Source organism: Rhizobium anhuiense, assembly GCF_003985145.1.
Taxonomy (GTDB): domain Bacteria; phylum Pseudomonadota; class Alphaproteobacteria; order Rhizobiales; family Rhizobiaceae; genus Rhizobium; species Rhizobium anhuiense.
Genome location: NZ_ML133529.1, coordinates 96,774 through 116,351 on the forward strand (window position 1 = coordinate 96,774; position 19,578 = coordinate 116,351).

Annotated in this window: 13 protein-coding genes; 4 read left to right on the forward strand and 9 right to left on the reverse strand. The window is 62.6% G+C overall.

Features of this window, described 5'->3' with window-relative positions:
- Positions 1-5 precede the first annotated feature (5 nt).
- The 9 genes from EEQ99_RS21615 to EEQ99_RS21655 all read right to left on the reverse strand — a co-directional run bounded on the left by EEQ99_RS21615 (position 6) and on the right by EEQ99_RS21655 (position 7,630).
- Positions 6-767, reverse strand: coding sequence for an ABC transporter ATP-binding protein (locus EEQ99_RS21615; RefSeq protein WP_047618897.1), 762 nt, complete (start codon positions 765-767; stop codon positions 6-8).
- Entirely contained in the window at positions 764-1,804 is a 1,041-nt protein-coding gene (locus EEQ99_RS21620) for a FecCD family ABC transporter permease (RefSeq protein ID WP_048338447.1), read from the reverse strand. The genes EEQ99_RS21615 and EEQ99_RS21620 overlap by 4 nt, the downstream gene beginning before the upstream one ends.
- Complete coding sequence (locus tag EEQ99_RS21625; RefSeq protein ID WP_127431084.1) at positions 1,801-2,826, reverse strand: ABC transporter substrate-binding protein; 1,026 nt, start codon at positions 2,824-2,826, stop codon at positions 1,801-1,803. The genes EEQ99_RS21620 and EEQ99_RS21625 overlap by 4 nt, the downstream gene beginning before the upstream one ends.
- Positions 2,827-2,957: 131 nt before the next feature.
- Positions 2,958-3,803: a metal ABC transporter permease gene (locus EEQ99_RS21630; protein ID WP_127431085.1), complete on the reverse strand. Its 846-nt coding sequence runs from the start codon at positions 3,801-3,803 to the stop codon at positions 2,958-2,960.
- Complete coding sequence (gene sitC / locus EEQ99_RS21635; RefSeq protein WP_132574993.1) at positions 3,800-4,657, reverse strand: iron/manganese ABC transporter permease subunit SitC; 858 nt, start codon at positions 4,655-4,657, stop codon at positions 3,800-3,802. Before sitC ends, EEQ99_RS21630 begins: the two co-directional genes overlap by 4 nt.
- Positions 4,657-5,556: a manganese/iron ABC transporter ATP-binding protein gene (locus tag EEQ99_RS21640; RefSeq protein ID WP_048338450.1), complete on the reverse strand. Its 900-nt coding sequence runs from the start codon at positions 5,554-5,556 to the stop codon at positions 4,657-4,659. The genes sitC and EEQ99_RS21640 overlap by 1 nt, the downstream gene beginning before the upstream one ends.
- Positions 5,553-6,470, reverse strand: a complete 918-nt coding sequence (locus EEQ99_RS21645) for a metal ABC transporter substrate-binding protein (protein ID WP_127431086.1) — start codon at positions 6,468-6,470, stop codon at positions 5,553-5,555. Before EEQ99_RS21645 ends, EEQ99_RS21640 begins: the two co-directional genes overlap by 4 nt.
- Before the next feature lie 339 nt (positions 6,471-6,809).
- Complete coding sequence (locus EEQ99_RS21650) at positions 6,810-7,091, reverse strand: hypothetical protein (protein WP_048338452.1); 282 nt, start codon at positions 7,089-7,091, stop codon at positions 6,810-6,812.
- Between the two features lie 74 nt (positions 7,092-7,165).
- Entirely contained in the window at positions 7,166-7,630 is a 465-nt protein-coding gene (locus tag EEQ99_RS21655; protein WP_080759940.1) for a hypothetical protein, read from the reverse strand.
- Positions 7,631-7,786: 156 nt separating this feature from the next.
- On the opposite strand from EEQ99_RS21655, the gene EEQ99_RS21660 reads away from it, so the two are divergent.
- The 4 genes from EEQ99_RS21660 to malQ all read left to right on the forward strand — a co-directional run bounded on the left by EEQ99_RS21660 (position 7,787) and on the right by malQ (position 19,569).
- Positions 7,787-14,086 (forward strand): HAMP domain-containing protein, encoded by a 6,300-nt coding sequence (locus EEQ99_RS21660; protein WP_097543750.1) that lies wholly within the window; start codon positions 7,787-7,789, stop codon positions 14,084-14,086.
- 10 nt (positions 14,087-14,096) lie between these two features.
- Positions 14,097-15,770, forward strand: a complete 1,674-nt coding sequence (locus tag EEQ99_RS21665) for a response regulator (RefSeq protein WP_047618922.1) — start codon at positions 14,097-14,099, stop codon at positions 15,768-15,770.
- Positions 15,771-15,904: 134 nt separating this feature from the next.
- Entirely contained in the window at positions 15,905-17,674 is a 1,770-nt protein-coding gene (gene treZ / locus EEQ99_RS21670) for a malto-oligosyltrehalose trehalohydrolase (protein ID WP_097543808.1), read from the forward strand.
- A gap of 29 nt (positions 17,675-17,703) precedes the next feature.
- Positions 17,704-19,569, forward strand: coding sequence for a 4-alpha-glucanotransferase (gene malQ, locus EEQ99_RS21675; protein ID WP_097543751.1), 1,866 nt, complete (start codon positions 17,704-17,706; stop codon positions 19,567-19,569).
- Positions 19,570-19,578: the final 9 nt, after the last annotated feature.

Sequence of the window (19,578 nt, forward strand, 5' to 3'; positions counted from 1 at the left end):
CGCTCTCACCTGAGATAATGGATATGCGGGCGCGAGTGATAGGGTGAGGCTTCGATGCGGGCTTCGACGGAGAAGACGTCGCGCAGAAGGGCCTCGCTCAATACGTCCTGCGGTGCGCCGGTGGCGACGATCCTGCCCTGCTGCATGATGATCAGCTGGTCGCAGAACATGGCGGCATGGTTGAGATCGTGCAAAGCGACGATGCTGGTGATCGGCAGGCCGGAGACGAGCCGCATCAGGCCGATCTGGTGCTGGATGTCGAGATGGTTCGTCGGCTCGTCGAGGATCAGCTCCTGCGGCGACTGAGCGAGTGCCCTTGCGATATGGGTGCGCTGCTTTTCGCCGCCCGAGAGATTCTGCCAGCGATCGTCGCGTTTCTCCGCCATGCCGGCGCGCGCGAGCGCACTTTCGACCGCCTCTTCGTCGGCCTTGGTCCAGCCCGAGAACATCGACCGGTGCGGGAACCTTCCGAGCTTGACGACGTCGACCACCTTCAGATTGGCATTCGTCGTGGCATGCTGCTCGACAAAGGCGATGCGCCGGGCGATCGAGCGGCGGTTGATCGTGCCGATATCGCTGCGGTCGAGCGTGACGCGGCCGGCATGCGGCCGCTTCAGGCCGGCGAGAAGCCTGAGCAGCGAGGTCTTGCCCGAGCCGTTCGGCCCGAGCAGGCCGAGCATCCGGCCGGGCTGCGCCTCCAGGGAGACGCCGTCCAGAATGGTCTTCCTGCCAATTTTCCAGGTGAGGTTGTCGGCCTTGATGCTCATGTCGCGCGCTGGAACCGGTAGAGGATGAGGGAGAAGAAGGGAACGCCGACCAGGGCCGTGACGACGCCGATCGGCAGGATCTGGTTGGGAATGAGGGCGCGCGCGGCGATGTCGGCGAGCACCATGAAAATCGCCCCTGTTATGGCGCAGGCCGGCAGCAGCCGGATATGGAGCGGTCCGACGACAAAGCGGGCGACATGCGGCACGACGAGGCCGACGAAGCCGATGGAGCCAACCATACTGACGATCGTCGCCGTCATCATTGCGGTCAGCGCGAAGAGCACCATGCGGGCGCGGCCGACATTGACGCCGAGCGAGGATGCCGCCTCGTCGCCGAAAGCGAAGGCGTCGAGCACGCGCGCATAGAACAGACAGGCGGCGAGGCCGAACCCGACGACGATCGAAACCAGCGCGAATTCCGGCCAGCGCACGCCGCCAAAACTGCCGAGCAGCCAAAACATGACGTCGCGGGCCTGCTGCGCATTGGCCGAGGTGGTGACGATATAGGAGGTCGAGGCGTTGAAGAGCTGCGATGCGGCCACGCCAGCGAGAATGGTGCGGTCCGCGCCGCCGCGCGTGCCGTTCGACAACAGTGCGACGAAGAAGAAGGCCGCGAAGGCCCCTGCAAAGGCGCCGGCCGATAGCGATACCGCGCCCGAGCCGACGCCCAAGATGACGATCGCGACGGCGCCGGTGGAGGCGCCGGCGGAGATGCCGAGCACATAGGGTTCGGCAAGCGGATTGCGCAGCAGCGACTGCATGATCGCGCCCGACAGCGCAAGGCCCGCGCCGCAGAAGGCGGCGACGAGCGCGCGGCTCAGGCGATAATCCCAGATGACGGTCTCGTGGATGCGGTTCAGTTCGACCGCGGTCCATCCGAGCCGGTTGGTGACGGCCGAAAAAGTGGTCGCCAGCGGGATCGGCAGGTCGCCGATGCCGACGCTGACGCCGACGGCGACAGCGATGAGGCAGAGGGAGGCGAGCAGCAGTGCGGTGGCCGCTCCCAGCTGCCGGAAGAGACTGCCCGCTTCCGTCACTTCAGCAGACCGAGAGCCTTCAGCTGCTCGGCCACCTGCTCGGCGCCGTAGATCGTGCGGATGGTCGGGTTCATCGCCTGGCCGTCCATGACGACGATCGCCTTGTTCTTGACGGCTGGGGTCTGGCTGACGGCCGGGTCGGTGTTCAGGAACTTGATCTTGGCCTCCGGCTTGTCGAGTTCCCAACGGTTACGGTCGAGGCTGGCCACGACGATCACGTCAGGATTGGCGGCGATGATGCCTTCCCAACCGATCGTCGGCCATTCGGCTTCCGCTGATATCGCATTATGCCCGCCGAGCAGGTCGGCGATGAAGCCGGAGGCGCTGTTCTTGCCGCCGACATAGGCATCGGCCGACGGGCTGGGACTGGAGAACCAGAAGACATAGGACAGGTTCACGCCGTCCTTGGAAACGCCGGAGCGAAGCTTGGCCTCACGCGCCTTGAAGTCGGCGATCAGCGCCTGGCCGCGGTCGGCGACGTCGAAAATCTCAGAGAGTTCGTCGATCTCCTTGTAGAGAAGATCCATGTTCCACAGCTCGCCGCGGCTGCCGTACTGGTCCTTGACGTCCTTGGTGCTGAGGCAGGTGCTGGGCGAGAGATAGGTGGCGACACCGACCTTGTCGAAATCGTCGCGCTTGGCGACCTTGCTGTTCGGCCCGACCAGGCTCGGCAAGGCCACCGCCACGAAGTCGGGATTTTCGGCGAGGATCGACTCGAAGGTCGGCATTTCGACGGTCAGGAGCTTGACCTTGGCATTGGCCTCGGCGAGCTGCGGCAGGACCTTGCTCGGCCAGAAGGCGGTGCCGACCATCTTGTCCTGGAGGCCGAGCAACAGCAGGATTTCCGCGCTGTTCTGGCCGAGGCCGATCGCCCGCTCGGGCGCCTTCTTGAAAGTTACCTCAGCACCGCAGTTGTCCAGCGTCAACGGGTAGGTCGTCGAACCGGCCAAAGATGGATTTGCGGCAAAGCCGATCAGGGCGGCAAGGCCGCAGGCGGCCAGAATTGATTTGAGGCTGGTCACGAAGAAATCCCCGGTGCGTGAGTGTATGCGGCCGGGGTATAGCCTTGGGAGTAGCCAGAAAACAAGACAGAATAAATCAACTTATCGCAAAATTCGAGAGCAGAGCACATGCGCCGGGCAACGCCGGCTCCTCAGGTTGCCTCGCTCGTTTCGATGCGCGCGGTCTTGCGGGTGGCGTGGAGGAAGGCTCCAACGAAGGCGATCGCGAACAGAAGAACGATGGTCGGAGCGGGTGCGCTATCGATGAAGAAGGAAAGATAGACGCCGGCAAAGGCCATGACCACCGCGATTGCGACCGACAGAGCGAGCATCGCACTGAAGCGGCGCGTCAGCAGATAAGCGATGGAGCCTGGTGCGATCAGCAGCGAAATGGCGAGAATAATCCCGACCGACCGGAGTGCTGCCACGATCGTCAAGGAGAGCAGGCAGAGCAGGCCATAGTGAAGGAGATTCACCCTCAGTCCGACCGCTCTGGCCTGCGCCGGATCGAACGCATGCAGCAGCAGGTCACGCCACTTGACGGCGATGATGGTGGCCGTCAGCATCGCAACGGCTCCCGTCTCCACGATGTCGGGAAACCCGATGCCGAGCATGTCCCCGAAGAGGATGTGGTCGAGATGCACCTCGGACTGGATCTTCACATAGAGAACCAGGCCGAACCCGAACATGCCCGAAAACACGATGCCCATCACCGTGTCCTGCTTGATGCGGCTGTTATCCTTGAGGAAACCGGTGGCAAGCGCACAGACCATCCCGGCTGCAAAGGCGCCGATGGCGAAGGGAAAGCCCGCGATATAGGCGATGACCACGCCTGGGAATACGGCATGGCTCATGGCGTCTCCCATGAGCGCCCAGCCCTTGAGCACAAGGAAGCAGGAGAGCAGCGCGGTCGGGATGGCGATCAGCACCGAGATGATCAGGGCGTTGATCATGAAATCGAACTGGAACGGCGCCAGCAGGGCGGTGAGACCATTCATGGGGATACCTCCAGAGCTTGTGCGGCTCTGCGCCGGCTTGCCAGCATTCCGTGCTTGGGCGCCAGGAAGAAGGCGACAAGGAAGATCAGCGTCTGGAGGACGATGATGATGCCGCCGGTCGCGCCGTCGAGGAAATAGCTCACATAGGCGCCGATGAAGCTGGTCGCTGCCCCGATCGCCACGGCGATGACGAGCAGCCGCGGGAAGCGATCCGTCAGCAGGTAAGCCGTCGCGCCCGGCGTCACCACCATGCAGATGACGAGAAAGGCGCCGACGGTCTGGAGTGCCGCGACCGTCGATGCCGACAGCAGCGTGAAGAACATGATCTTGAGCCGCGTCGGGTTAAGTCCGATTGAACGGGCATGGGTCTCGTCGAAGAAAACGACCATCAGGTCCTTCCATTTCACCAGCAGGATGGCGAGCGAAACGAAACCGATGATGGCAAGCTGGAGCGTGTCTTCGGGCGTGATCGCGAGGATATTGCCGAGCACGATCGTCTGGATGTTCACTGCAGTCGGCCTGAGCGATACCATGAACAGGCCAAGCCCGAAGAATGAGGAGAAGATCAGGCCGATGATGGCGTCCTCCTTCAGCTTGGTGCGCTGGTTGAGGAAGAGCATCGCTGCGGCAGCCAGGCCGCCGGAGAAGAAGGCGCCGATCGAGAAGGGAAGTCCGATCATGTAGGCGCCAGCGACACCCGGCACGATGGAATGGGAAAGTGCGTCGCCGATCAGCGACCAGCCCTTGAGCATCAGGTAACAGGACAGGAAGGCGCAGACACCACCGACAAGAGCCGATACCCACATGGCGTTCAGCATATAGTCATAGGTGAAGGGTTCGAGAATGCCGGCCATCAGGCTTGTCCATCGCTTTTGTTCGCCGGGGCCGGCGCGAGCAGCTTGCCCTCCCGCAGGACCAGCGGCCGCTCGTCGTCAGTGAGGATGCCGACGGGATATGGCTTGCCGCCGGAGCCATTCAACACGAGATGGCGAAGCACGCCGCCGAAGGTTCTTTCGAGATTTTCCTGCGTAAAGGTCTCGTCTGTCGGTCCGTAGGACAATACGGTGCCTTTGATCAGCACCGTGCGGTCGCAGAATTCCGGCACGCTGCCGAGATTGTGGGTCGAGACCAGCATCACCCGGCCTTCATCGCGCAGCGAGCGGAGCAACTTGACGATGGCCTCTTCGGTCTTGACATCGACACCGGTGAAAGGCTCGTCGAGCAGGATGACGCGACCGTCCTGCGCCAGCGCCCGAGCAAGGAAGACGCGCTTCTTCTGGCCGCCGGACAGCTCGCCGATCTGACGCTTGCGGTATTCGCTCATGTTGACGCGGGCGAGCGCCTTGGACACGGCTTCGTGGTCGGCCGCCTTCGGTATTCGCATCATCCCCATGTGGCCGTAGCGCCCCATCATGACGACGTCCTCGACCAGCACCGGAAAATTCCAGTCGACTTCTTCCGATTGCGGTACATAGGCGACGAGATTTTTCCGCAGCGCTTGTTCGACCGGCATGCCGAGCACCGAAATCTCCCCCCTGGCCAGACGCACGAAGCCCATGATCGCCTTGAACAGGGTCGACTTGCCGGAACCGTTGACACCGACGAGCGCGGTGATGGTGCCAGTAGGTGTCTGGAAGCTGGCGTCGCGCAGCGCCGTGTGGCCGTTGCGATAGGTGACCGTGGCATCCCTCACGGAAATGCCGGCGCCCACATCCGAAGATGCGGGGGAAACCGGGGAGACGATCGCATTCATTGCGACAGGCCTTCGGCTAGGCCCTTGACGACAGTGTCGGAGGTCACGCGCAACAGGTCGATATAGGTCGGCGTGGGACCGTCAGCGTCGCTTAAGGAGTCGACATAGAGAACACCGCCATAACGGGCGCCGGTCTCGCGGGCGACCTGGCGGGCCGGCTTGTCCGACACCGTGCTCTCGCTGAACACGGCAGGGATCTTATTGGCCCTGACGGCATCGACGACTTTGCGGACCTGTTGTGGCGTGCCCTGCTGATCGGCATTGATCGGCCACAGATAGAGCTCCTTCAAGCCGAAGTCGCGGGCGAGATAAGAGAATGCGCCTTCGCTCGACACCAGCCAGCGCTTGTCCTCGGGAATGGTATCGAGCTTCTCGCGGATCGGCGCGATGGTCGCCTCGATCTCCTTCTTGTAGGCCTCGGCATTGGCCTTGTAGATCGCGGCGTTCTTCGGGTCGTATTTGACGAAGGCGTCGCGGATGTTGTCGACATAGATGATCGCATTCTTCGGCGACATCCAGGCATGCGGATTGGGTTTGCCGCTATAGGGACCTTCGCTGATGCCCATCGGCTCGACGCCGGTCGAGACCACGACGTCGGGAACATCCTTGAGATTCCGATAGAATTTCTGGAACCATAGCTCGAGGTTGAGCCCGTTCGACAGGAGGATCTGCGCGCCCTGCGCCCGCTGGATATCGCCGGGCGTCGGCTGATACTCATGGATCTCGGCGCCCGGCTTGGTGATCGATTCCACGATCGCCGCATCACCGGCCACGTTCTTGGCCATGTCGGCAATAACGGTGAAGGTGGTCACAGCTTTGAACTTCTCCTGCGCGGCGGCACTGCCAGCCATCACGCCGAGTGCGGCGATGGCCGCCAGCCCGGTTACGACCCGGCGTCTCATTCGACTAAGCATGAACTTTCCTCTCTCTTTGCGTCATCCATCGTTTCCCGATCTCGCCTTGGCGCAGCGTCGACCGCAATCAGTCCGCTGATGCAAATGCGACGCATTGGCAATTGCTGCTGATAAGTCTGCCCCTATCTATTCTGCAATTGCGACTGATTTGCAACAAGGATTTTCGAGAAAGGTGCGGAACGAGAATTGTTCCCGCCGACACGCGTCGAACAACGCGTTGGTTTCTATCGCGGATCTACAGAGGAACAGACCGAGCCGGTTGCAACCGCTCGACTGATTTCAGACCATCTAAGCCTGCCACTGAGGCGCGGAGCGGGGACCGCGACTCGAACATGGTCATCAGCTCATCTTTCCCACGAGCTTGGCATAATCCGAAAACGTCAACTGTTCGCCTCTCCCGCTTGCCTCCTCGGCGAGTAGCAGCACTCGTATGGGAAACAGGATCGCGGCGCGGTTGGCATCCGAGAGCTCATGGTCGTCGTCCTCCTCGATGGCCTTCTTGGCTTTCGAGAGCGCGGCATTGAGTTCCTGACGGGTGAGCAGGTCCTTCTCGACGATTGCGTCGCATATCGACGCCATTGCCATGATCAGGCCCTTGAGCTGAAGGTTGGCCGTGTTCATAAGAGCTCCGAGGAAACGAGGGGCCACTTGATGACGCTCCGGCGCATCGCCGATTGCGCCGGGACATTGCTACGTCAGTCCGGTTGAACCGGCCGGATCGTGTCGACGGTAACTTCACCGTCGACGATCCCGCGCGTGACATCGCGCCGGTTCCGATCGATCTCGATGACGGTGTAGAGCTTGTCGTCCCGAAAGGCGCTCGCATTGGCCGTTGTGACATCCTCGGCGGGCGCCGCATCCACTTCCATGAAGTCGAGCTCACGAGCCGCAGCGACGATCCTGGCGTCGCCCGCCGTCCTGGCGGCGACGATGACAATACCGTGCCCCGGGGAATTGTCCCATCGCGGATCGTCAGGCGCCGCGATGGGCTCCAATCGGTAGATGTTGAGCATTTCGCCGCCAGCGCCGGACGCCGCCTGCGCAGCCGCGTCCTCGATTTGCGCCTGGCTCTCGACCGACTTTCCAAACGTGTTCGGGTTGGTCGCGTTGTTGATCTCTTCCTTGCCTGTTCTCGAGACGTTCGACATGTCGCTCTCCATTCGGGGTGGAAACGACGGCCGGCGGGAAACTGTTCCCGCGCAGGCGAAGTTTACGGCTGACGGCAGGACATATCGGTCTGTACAACCGCGCGGTCCGGCCATACCCTTTTTCCACTCGAGCACTAAATTATCTCCAGTCGAACAGGGGGGATTTTCGTGAGTAATCAAGCCAGTGAATTTTCGCGGGATAGCGTCACGCCGGACAGCATCAATGGGCACGACCACAAGACGATGGCGTTCGACGACGCCAGCGCGCTTCTGGAGGTCCTTGTCGCAGTCAGGCGCGGCGATTTTTCCGTGCGGATGCGGTCGGATCTCACAGGCGTCACCGGCAAGGTCGCCGACGCTCTCAACGACATCATTGCCGCCAATCAACGCATGGCCCAGCAGCTCGAACATGTGGGTCAGGTCGTCGGCCGGGACGGGCGAACGAGCACGCGCGTGCGCTTCGGCCTGTCTGATGGTTCCTGGTCAGAGATGGAAGGATCGATCAACGGCCTGATCGACGATCTCCTGTGGCCGACGACGGCCGTGACCCGGACGATCACGGCCGTTGCCAAGGGCGACCTGTTGCAGACCGTGCCGCTTGATGTCGACGGGCGGGCGCTCAAAGGCGAATTCCTGCGCTCGGCCGATATCGTCAACACGATGATCAAGCAGCTGAGCGTCTTCACATCGGAAGTGACGCGCGTTGCCCGTGAGGTCGGCACGGACGGAAAGCTCGGCGGACAGGCGCAGGTGCCCGAAGTGACGGGTGTCTGGAAGGACCTCACCGAAAGCGTGAACTCGATGGCGTCGAACCTGACGGCGCAGGTGCGCAACATCGCTGAGGTGACGATCGCCGTTGCCAATGGCGACCTCTCCAAGAAGATCACCGTCGACGTGCGCGGCGAAATCCTGCAACTGAAAGAAGCGATCAACACGATGGTCGACCAGCTCAGGTCCTTCGCCTCGGAGGTGACGCGCGTCGCCCGCGAAGTCGGCACCGAAGGCAAGCTTGGCGGACAGGCGCTGGTGCCGGGTGTGGCCGGCACCTGGAAGGATCTGACCGACAGCGTCAACGCCATGTGCGGCAACCTCACGGCCCAGGTGCGCAACATCGCCCAGGTGACCACTGCCGTGGCGCGCGGCGACCTGTCGCGCAAGATCACCGTCGACGTCTCGGGTGAAATCCTGGAACTGAAGGAAACCATCAACACGATGGTCGACCAGCTCAACGGCTTTGCCGGCGAAGTGACGCGTGTGGCGCGTGAAGTCGGCACCGAGGGGCGACTCGGCGGCCAGGCGCAGGTGCCGGGCGTGGCCGGCACCTGGAAGGACTTGACCGACAACGTCAATTCCATGGCCTCGAACCTGACGGCACAGGTGCGCAACATTGCTGAGGTCTCGACCGCGATCGCCAATGGCGACCTGTCGAAGAAGATCACCGTGACGGTGTCAGGCGAAATTCTCGAGCTGAAGGAGACCATCAACACGATGGTCGATCAGCTGAACGCCTTCGCTTCGGAAGTGACCCGCGTGGCCCGCGAAGTGGGTACGGAAGGCCGGCTCGGCGGCCAGGCCAATGTGCGCGGCGTCGCCGGCACCTGGAAGGATCTGACCGAAAACGTCAACTCGATGGGCGGCAACCTGACGGCGCAGGTCCGCAACATCGCCGAGGTCTCGACCGCGATCGCCAATGGCGATCTGTCGAAGAAGATCACCGTCGACGTGAAGGGCGAGATTCTCGAATTGAAGGAAACCATCAATACGATGGTCGACCAGCTGAACGCCTTCGCTTCGGAAGTGACACGTGTGGCCCGCGAAGTGGGAACGGAAGGGCGACTTGGCGGCCAGGCCAATGTGCGCGGCGTCGCCGGCACCTGGAAGGATCTGACCGACAGCGTCAATTCCATGGCCTCCAACCTGACGGGACAGGTGCGCAACATCGCCGAAGTCGCGACCGCCGTCGCCCAGGGAGACCTTTCCAAGAAGATCACCGTCACCGTGTCGGGGGAAATCCTCGAACTGAAGGAGACCATCAACACCATGGTCGACCAGCTCAACGGCTTTGCCGGCGAGGTGACGCGCGTGGCGCGCGAAGTCGGCACGGAAGGGCGGCTTGGCGGCCAGGCGAACGTGCTTGGCGTCGCCGGCACCTGGAAAGACCTGACCGACAGCGTCAATTCCATGGCGGGCAATCTGACGGCACAGGTGCGCAACATTGCCGAAGTCTCGACCGCGATCGCCAATGGCGACCTGTCGAAGAAAATCACGGTGTCGGTCTCGGGGGAAATCCTCGAGCTCAAGGAAACGCTGAACACCATGGTCGATCAGCTGAACCGGTTTGCCTCCGAAGTCACGCGCGTCGCGCGCGAGGTCGGCACCGAAGGCAAGCTCGGCGGTCAGGCGCAGGTGCCGGGCGTCGCCGGCACCTGGAAGGACCTCACCGAAAACGTCAATTCCATGGCCTCCAACCTCACCGGCCAGGTGCGCAACATCGCCGAAGTCACGACCGCCGTGGCGCGCGGCGACCTGTCGCGCAAGATCACCGTCGACGTGAAAGGGGAAATCCTCGAACTGAAGAATACCATCAACACGATGGTCGATCAGCTGAACGCCTTCGCCGGCGAAGTGACGCGTGTGGCGCGCGAAGTCGGCACCGAAGGCAAGCTTGGCGGCCAGGCGCAGGTCTCCGGTGTCGCCGGCACCTGGAAAGACTTGACCGACAGCGTCAACTCGATGGCCGGCAACCTGACGGCGCAGGTGCGCAACATCGCCGAGGTCGCGACCGCGATCGCCAATGGCGACCTGTCGCGCAAGATCACCGTCGACGTGCGCGGCGAAATCCTGCTCCTGAAGGATACTTTGAATACCATGGTCGATCAGCTTCGCTCCTTTGCCGGCGAAGTGACGCGTGTCGCCCGCGAAGTCGGTACCGATGGCAGGCTCGGCGGCCAGGCCGTCGTTCCCGGCGTCGCCGGCACCTGGAAGGACCTCACCGACAACGTCAACCTGCTTGCCGCCAATCTGACGACCCAGGTTCGAAACATCGCCGAAGTGACGACGGCCGTGGCGCGCGGCGACCTGTCGCGCAAGATCACCGTCGACGTGAAGGGGGAAATTCTCGAACTGAAGAACACCATCAATACGATGGTGGACCAGCTCAATGCTTTCGCCGGCGAAGTGACGCGTGTTGCCCGCGAGGTTGGCACCGAAGGCAAGCTTGGCGGCCAGGCGCAGGTGCCGGGTGTCGCCGGCACCTGGAAGGACCTGACCGACACCGTCAACGTCATGGCCGCCAACCTGACCGAGCAGGTCCGCGGCATCGTCAAGGTGGTGACGGCGGTGGCGAACGGCGACCTCAAGCAGAATCTCACCGTCGCATCCAAGGGCGAGGTGGCCGCCCTTGCCGAAACCATCAACAACATGACCAACACGCTTGCGACCTTTGCCGATCAGGTGACCACGGTGGCGCGTGAGGTCGGCGTGGAAGGCCGCCTCGGCGGTCAGGCGAATGTTCCGGGCACAGCAGGCACCTGGAAGGACTTGACCGGCAACGTCAACCTGCTGGCCGCCAACCTGACGACGCAGGTGCGCGCCATTGCCGAAGTGGCGACCGCCGTCACCAAGGGCGACCTGACGCGCTCGATCAAGGTCGACGCGCGTGGCGAAGTGGCCGAACTCAAGGACAACATCAACACGATGATCGACAATTTGCGCCTGACCACAGAGCGCAACACCGAGCAGGACTGGCTGAAGACCAATTTGGCGCGCTTCACCAATATGCTGCAGGGCCAGCGCGACCTGACGCTGGTCGGCAAGATGCTGCTTTCGGAGCTAGCACCTCTGGTCGGCGCCCATCAGGGGGTCATCTACCAGGTGGATGCCGACGAGCGGCAGCCGGTCTTGTCGCTGCTCTCCGTCTATGCGCAAGGGGTTGAGGCGGCGCATCCGGCCCGGCTCGAATTCGGCCAGGGACTTGTCGGGCAATGCGCCAGCGACGCCCGCCGCATCCTGGTCACCGACCTTCCCGATAACGTCGTTCCAATCAGTTCCGGGGTGTTCACCACCCTGCCGAGAAGCGCCATCGTGCTGCCGGTGCATTTCGAGGGCCAGGTGAAGGCGGTCATCGAGCTTGCCTCCGCCGGCGAATTCACCGAGCTGCAGCTGTCCTTCCTCGATCAGCTGACGACATCAATCGGCATCGTCCTCAATTCCATCGAAGCGACCATGCAGACCGAAGGCCTGCTCAAGCAGTCCCAGCAGCTTGCCGCCGAGCTTCAGACGCAGCAGCGCGAGTTGCAGCAGACCAACGAGCAACTCGGGCAGAAGGCGCAGCAGCTGGAGGAACGCAACGTCGAAGTCGAGGCGAAGAACCAGGAAATCGAGCAGGCCAGGCGCGCGCTGGAGGAAAAGGCAACCGAGCTCGCACTGACGTCGAAGTACAAATCCGAATTCCTCGCCAACATGTCGCATGAGCTGCGCACACCTTTGAATTCGATCCTCATCCTCGGCCAGCAGCTGGGAGAAAATCCGGATGGCAACCTGTCGGGAAAACAGGTCGAGTTCGCCAAGACGATCCACGGCGCGGGCACCGATCTGCTGAACCTCATCAGCGACATTCTCGACCTGTCGAAGATCGAGTCCGGAACGGTCTCGGTCGATGCCGAGGAGATCTTCGTCAGCAATCTGCTCGAGATGATGGCGCGGCCATTCCGGCACGAGGCCGAAAACCGCAACCTGTCTTTCGCAGTCGATGTCGGCGCCGATGTCGCAAAGAGCCTCATCACGGATTCGAAGCGGTTGCAGCAGATCCTCAAGAACCTGCTGTCGAATGCCTTCAAGTTCACCGCGCAGGGCGGCGTGACGCTTCGCGTCGCTGCGGCAACGAGCGGCTGGTCGTCCGATCATCCCTCGCTCAAGCACGCGCCTTCGGTGATCGCCTTCGAAGTCGTCGATACCGGCATCGGCATACCGCCTGAAAAGCAGCGCATCATTTTCGAGGCCTTCCAGCAGGCGGATGCTTCGACGAGCCGCAAATATGGCGGCACGGGCCTCGGCCTGGCGATCAGCCGCGAACTGGCAAACCTCCTCGGCGGTGAGATCCAGCTGCGCAGCACGCCCGGGGTTGGCAGCACCTTCGTCCTTTACTTGCCGCTCACCTATGTCGGCGCCGGCGCGGTTGCGCCGAAGTCCGTTCCGCCGGCAAATGTCGTGGAATTCGCCGAAGCGGCCGCCAGCCGCCGGGCCGAAAAACCTGCCGAACATGTCGAAGACGATCGCCACCAGATAGCAGCCGGCGACTCGGTGCTGCTCGTCGTCGAGGACGATGCGCATTATGCTCGCGTCCTGGTGGATCTCGCCCGCGACAACGGCTTCAAGGTTCTGGTGGCGATGCGCGGCAGCGATGCGCTCGCACTCGCCCAGGACTACAGGCCGGCGGCGATCTCGCTCGACATCTTCCTGCCCGACATGCTTGGCTGGACCGTACTCAGCCAGCTCAAGCAGAATCCGCAGACGCGGCATATTCCAGTCCAGATCATCAGCCTCGACGAGGATCGCCAGCATGGTCTGACCCGCGGCGCCTTCGCGTTCATGAGCAAGCCGACGACGCCGGAAGGGCTTGGCAAGGCGCTGTCGCGATTGAAGGCCTATGCGCAGCCGCGCCGCAAGCATCTGCTGCTCGTGGAAGACAACGAGGCCGAGCGTCTGAGCGTCACCGCCCTTCTCGGACATGACGACATCGATATCACCAGCGTCGGCTCCGGATCGGAGGCTCTCGCCGTCCTTCGGCATAATGCCGCCGACTGCGTGGTGCTCGACCTTTCCCTTCCCGACATGTCCGGCTTCGACGTGCTGGAGCAGATTCGCGACGACGCCGAGATCGGCGAGGTGCCGGTGGTCGTGTTCACCGGCCGGGAGCTTTCCGCCGAGGAAGACGCGACGCTGCACAGCATGGCCCGCAGCGTCGTGGTCAAGGGCGTCGAGTCGCCTGAGCGCCTTCTGGATGAGACGGCCTTGTTCCTGCACCGGGTCGTCGCCGACCTGCCGGCCGCAAAGCAGGCAACTCTGCGGGATTTGCACAGCTCGGATGAGGATCTGGTCGGTGAAACCGTCCTGCTCGTCGATGACGATGCCCGCAACATCTTCGCCTTGAGCAGTGTCCTCGAACGCCGGGGAATGAAGGTGCTGACCGCGACGACCGGCAGCGAAGCCATCGACGTCATCAACAACGAACCCTCTGTCGCGATCGTGCTGATGGACATCATGATGCCTGGAATGGACGGCTATGAGACGATGCAGGTCATCCGTTCGGAACCCCGGTTCCGGCGGCTGCCGATCCTGGCGCTGACGGCCAAGGCGATGAAGGGCGACCGCGAGAAATGCCTGGAAGCGGGCGCCTCGGACTACCTGGCGAAGCCGGTCAATACCGAACAGCTTCTGTCGGCTCTTCGTATGTGGCTGCATCGTTGAGGATCTGGCCATGAACCCCGTCAACATCCTCCTCGTCGACGACCAGCCGGCCAAGCTCCTGAGTTACGAGGTCATTCTCGAAGAACTCGAAGAAAACCTCATAAAGGCGCAATCCGCCCGCGAGGCCTTCGAGCACCTGTTGCGCACCGAAATCGCGGTGATCCTCGTCGATGTCTGCATGCCTGAACAGGACGGGTTCGAGCTCGTTAGCATGATCCGGCAGCATCCGCGCTATCAGAACACGCCGATCATCTTCGTCTCCGCCGTCATGCTCGCCGAACCGGATCGGCTGCGTGGCTATGCGGTGGGCGCGGTCGACTACGTCTCCGTCCCGATCGTCCCGGAGGTGCTGAGAGCCAAGGTGCGGGTCTTTGCCGATCTCTACAGGAAGACGCGGGAGCTCGAACGCCTGAACGCCGAGCTGGAGGCCCGCGTTCATCAGCGTACCGCCGAGCTCGAGGCTTCGGCAGCGCAGTTGCGTGAACTCAACGAAGAGCTCGAACATCGGATCGATCAACGGACACGGGAGCGCGAGGAGGCGCTCGCACAGCTGTTCGAGGCGCAGAAGCTCGACACGATCGGTCACCTCACGGGTGGCGTCGCCCACGACTTCAACAACCTCCTGATGGCGGTTCTCGGCAGCCTCAATCTTCTGAAGAAACGGCTTCCGCCGGATGAACGCAGCGAACGCTTGGTGACGAACGCGATCCAGGCGGCCGAGCGCGGCACGGCACTGACCCAGCGCCTGCTTGCCTTCGCGCGCCGCCAGGAGCTCAAGCCGCAGGCGGTGGATTTCCTCAGGCTATTCGAAAACGTCGAGGATCTCCTCGCCAAGGCGGTGGGGCCGCGCATCGAAATCCGCAAAAGCATCCCGGCGGATCTCGCGCCCCTGCTGGTCGACAGCAACCAGCTGGAACTGGCGCTGCTCAATCTGTTCGTCAATGCCCGGGACGCACTCGAAAGTGGCGGCGCCGTGACGGTTGCCGCGGCGGCCGAAGAGAGCCGGCCGGCCAGCCTCGCGGGCGGGAATTACATCAGGATATCGGTGTCGGATGATGGCGAGGGAATGGACGAGGCAACGGTCTCGCGTGCTGCCGAACCGTTTTTCACCACCAAAGGAGTCGGCAAGGGCACTGGTCTCGGCCTGTCGATGGTTCATGGCCTGGCGGCGCAATCCGGCGGCTCGATCCAGATATCGAGCGTAAGGGGCAAGGGCACGACCATATGCCTGTGGCTGCCCGTCGCCGAAACCTTCGTCAAGGTGTTGCCTGCCGTCGAGCCTCCGGCGACGGAGCCGTTGAAACCCTCGTCTCGGCCGCTTGCCATTCTCGTCGTCGACGACGACGCGCTGGTCAGGACGGGAACCGTAGCGATGCTGGAGGATCTCGGGCACCTGCCGCAGGAAGCGTCTTCCGCGTCCCAGGCTTTGGAATTCTTTGCCGGCGGACAGGATTGCGATCTCGTCATCACCGATCATGCCATGCCGGGTATGACGGGCGCGGAGCTTGCGCGTCACCTTCGCTCTTCCTTTCCAGGCCTGCCGATCATCCTTGCCTCTGGCTATGCCGAGTTTTCCGAAGACCATGGCCTCGGCCGGATGCTGCGGATGAAGAAGCCATTCACGCAGGAGCAACTCCAGGCGGCCATGGACCAGGCGCTCTCAGGCAAAGTCGCGGCGGCCTGACGATCCAAGCGTAAGGCGACCGGCCCGGCCATCCTGGTGACAGCGGCCGCTTTCGTGCGTCCGCTTGCGGACGAAACTTTTTGCTCCGGCAAAAGTTACCCAAATCCCATCCCAATTTCATCGAAGGCTTTCCCTTGACCAAAATGACGTTCGGCCCCGCATTCACCGAAGAGGGCATTCTGTTTCGCCTCTGGGCTCCCTTGCATGAAAGCGTGTCGCTGAAACTCGAAGGCGCTGGCCTGCGCCCAATGCAGGCAGCTGAGGATGGCTGGCACCGCTGCACCGTCGCGCAAGCCCATGCCGGTACGCTTTATCGCTTTGTCCTGCCGGACGGCTCCGAAGTTCCGGACCCCGCCTCGCGGTTTCAGCCGCAGGATGCGCACGGTCCGAGCGAAGTGATCGACCTTGCCACCTATCGCTGGAAGACGGATGCCTGGGCGGGCCGCCCCTGGGAGGAGATGGTCATCTATGAGATGCATATAGGCTGCTTCACGCCTGGGGGCAGTTTCAGGACGGCGATCGAGCGTCTCGACCATCTGCAACAATTGGGCGTCACGGCGTTGCAAATCATGCCGGTCGGCGAATTCCCGGGCCGCTACGGCTGGGGCTATGACGGCGTGCTTCCTTACGCTCCGGACAACAGTTATGGCCGTCCGGAAGATTTCATGGCGCTGGTGGACGCAGCGCATGCGCGCGGCATCTCGGTTTTCCTGGATGTGGTCTACAATCACTTCGGACCGGACGGCAATTTTATCCCTTCCTACGCGCCGCTCTTTACCGACCACCACAAGACGCCCTGGGGCCACGGCGTCAATTACGACGGCGACGGATCGGCGATGATCCGTGAATTCATCATTCAGAATGCCCTCTACTGGATCACCGAATTCAGGCTCGATGGTTTCCGCTTCGATGCCGTCCATGCCATCAAGGACGACAGCGCCGAGCATCTGCTTCACGCGCTTGCCCGCCGCGTCAGGGCGGCGGCGGTCGGTCGGCATATTCACCTGATCGTCGAAAACGAGGAAAACGACAGCGAGTTGTTGTCGCGTGACGAAAACGGCGAGGCGAGCCTCTTCACCGCACAATGGAACGACGACGTGCACCATGTGCTGCACATCACCGCCACGGGCGAAACCTTCGGCTATTATGCCGATTATGCCGAAGACCCCGGCAAGCTCGGCCGGGCGCTGGCGGAAGGCTTCGTGTTTCAGGGAGAGCATATGCCCTATCGCGGCGGAAGCCGCGGCAGGCCGAGCGGTCACCTGCCGCCCACCGCTTTCATCTCCTTCATCCAGAACCACGACCAGATCGGCAACAGGGCGCTGGGGGACCGGATTCTGGCTTCGAGCCCGGCGGATGCCGTCAAGGCCGTTACTTCAATCTACCTGCTGGCGCCCGAGATCCCGATGCTGTTCATGGGCGAGGAATGGGGCGCCAGAGAGCCTTTCCCCTTCTTCTGCGATTTCGACGAGCATCTGAACGAGAAGGTCAGAAGAGGCCGCCGCGAGGAGCTGTCGCGTCTGCCGGGCTTCGACGCAGACGATCTTCTCGACCCGACGGCGCCATCGACCTTTGCCGCCGCCAAGCTGGATTGGTCGAAATGCGCTTCCTCCGATGTTCTTGATTTTTACAGGACGCTTCTCGGGCTCCGGCACCGAAGGATCGTGCCCTTGCTGAAAGGCGCCGGCGCCGGAAAGGCGGTCTATCGCTCAGCCGGAAGCGCGCTCGCGGTGGATTGGACCCTGGCGCAAAACCGGCGTCTTCATCTGCGCGCCAATCTCGGCAACGAGGCGGTGCCGCTCTCCTTGCAGCAGGACGACGCTGAGACGATCTTCCGTCTCGGCGGCAGCGACGGCGATAATCTCGCGCCTTGGACGGTGATGTGGAGCATCAGCGAAGCGTGAGGGCGGGCTGACAGGAAGGCGATCGAACGATGAAATCCGCTGAGCTCGACAAGCTCGCTCGCCGGCACGGCATCAGCCCGACCAGGCCCAGTCCGGACAACCGGGAGGTGACGGTATCGGGCGAGACCAAGCGGAAGATCCTCTCGGCATTGAAGATCGACGTGACGGGAGCAGTCGATCACGAGGCCGGCGCGCCGCGGCGGGAGCCTAGGCCGGCACGCAGGAAGATTCCCACGTCATTTCTGCCGGATTTCCTTTCCGCTACGCGGGTCTGGGGTGTGAGCCTGCAGCTTTACGAGCTCCGTTCGGCACGCAACTGGGGCATAGGAGACTTCGAGGATCTGGCCGATATGGCGGATCTCATGGGATCGCTGGGCGCCGATTTCATCGGCCTCACCCCGCTTCACGCGCCGTTTCTCGCGGATCCCGAGCGTTGCAGCCCCTATGAGCCCTCGAGCCGCCAGCATCTCAACCCGCTCTATATCGCGGTCGACCGATTGCCGGGTTTTGTCTGTAGTCCGGAACTCGAACGGCAATTGGCAAGCCTTCGCCAAACCGATCTCGTCGATTACGTCGGAGTAGCAGAGATCAAGCTCGAGGCCCTTCGCAATCTCTGGCCGGCCTGGCGACAGCGCCGCGTCAGTGACAAAACATACGACCCGGCCGATTTCGACGCTTTTGTTGCGCAAGGCGGCGACAGCCTGCGCCTTCACGCGCTTTTCGAATGCCTCTCCTTTTCCATGGTCGAGCGCGGCTCGGGCGCCGGCTGGCAAAGCTGGCCGGCAGACTTCCAGCACTTCGACAGCGCCGCTGTCGCCGAATTCGAGCGTGGGCATGCGGACGATGTCCGCTTCCACATGTGGCTGCAATGGCTCGCCCATCGGCAGCTAACGCAGGCGGCGGACCGGGCTGGGAAGGCCGGCCTGCGGATCGGGCTCTATCTCGATCTGGCCGTCGGCGAGGCGGTCGACGGTTCGGCGACATGGAGCGAGCCTGACATCTATGTCTCGAAGGCCACAATTGGCAGCCCGCCCGATCCCTTCGCCGTGGACGGGCAGGACTGGCACCTCGCCGGATACCTGCCTTCGGCAATCGCTTCAGGAGAAATGTCGCCTTACCGGCGGATGGTGAGCGCTGCCATGCGATATGCGGGCGCCATTCGCATCGACCACGCCGCAGCGCTTCGCCGCCTCTTCCTGGTGCCATTAGGCAGCAGGCCGGACAAAGGCGCCTTTGTCCGCTATCCCGAGGATCGGCTTTTGCAGATCCTCGCCGAGCTATCCGCAGAACATCGCTGCCTGGTCATTGGAGAAGATTTGGGGCTGATCCCCAAGGGATTGCAGGAGGATCTGGCGGCGGCCCACATTCTCTCCTATCGCATTCTTTCCTATGAACAGGACGAACAGGGTTTCAAGCCGGCGGACGTCTATCCCGTCCTCGCTTTGGCCTGCATTTCGACCCACGACCATCAGACGCTTGCCGGCTGGTGGCGTGGCGCCGACATTCAGGCCCGCTCCGACCACGGCATCGTGCCGGCCGATCTCACCGAAAAACATCGCGAATACCGCAAGCGAGAACGGAGAAACCTGAAGGCCGCCTTCAAGCTCGCCGGCCTCGATCTGCCGGCCCGCCTCGCGCGCGCGAAAGCAAGCGAGCGGACGCTGAGAGAATTGACCGTGAGCGCCTATCGCTTCATCGCCAGGACACCCTCGCTTCTCGCCGTGGTCCGTCTCGCCGACCTTACCGACGAGAAGAGACCGACCAATGTTCCCGGCACCAGTGACAGCTATCCGAACTGGAAGCCGAAGCTATCGTTTTTGCTCGGGGATCTGATGTCGAGCCCGCTACTCAAGAGCGTGACGGCGGCAATGCGGGAGGAACGGCCACGGGACTGATCGAGGTTG

Coding starts and splice junctions, on each gene's coding strand:
- EEQ99_RS21615 (WP_047618897.1), bottom strand. CDS start 767: ATGAGCATCAAGGCCGACAACCTCACCTGGAAAATTGGCAGGAAGACC.
- EEQ99_RS21630 (WP_127431085.1), bottom strand. CDS start 3,803: ATGAATGGTCTCACCGCCCTGCTGGCGCCGTTCCAGTTCGATTTCATG.
- sitC (WP_132574993.1), bottom strand. CDS start 4,657: ATGGCCGGCATTCTCGAACCCTTCACCTATGACTATATGCTGAACGCC.
- EEQ99_RS21640 (WP_048338450.1), bottom strand. CDS start 5,556: ATGAATGCGATCGTCTCCCCGGTTTCCCCCGCATCTTCGGATGTGGGC.
- EEQ99_RS21645 (WP_127431086.1), bottom strand. CDS start 6,470: ATGCTTAGTCGAATGAGACGCCGGGTCGTAACCGGGCTGGCGGCCATC.
- EEQ99_RS21650 (WP_048338452.1), bottom strand. CDS start 7,091: ATGAACACGGCCAACCTTCAGCTCAAGGGCCTGATCATGGCAATGGCG.
- EEQ99_RS21655 (WP_080759940.1), bottom strand. CDS start 7,630: ATGGAGAGCGACATGTCGAACGTCTCGAGAACAGGCAAGGAAGAGATC.
- EEQ99_RS21665 (WP_047618922.1), top strand. CDS start 14,097: ATGAACCCCGTCAACATCCTCCTCGTCGACGACCAGCCGGCCAAGCTC.
- malQ (WP_097543751.1), top strand. CDS start 17,704: ATGAAATCCGCTGAGCTCGACAAGCTCGCTCGCCGGCACGGCATCAGC.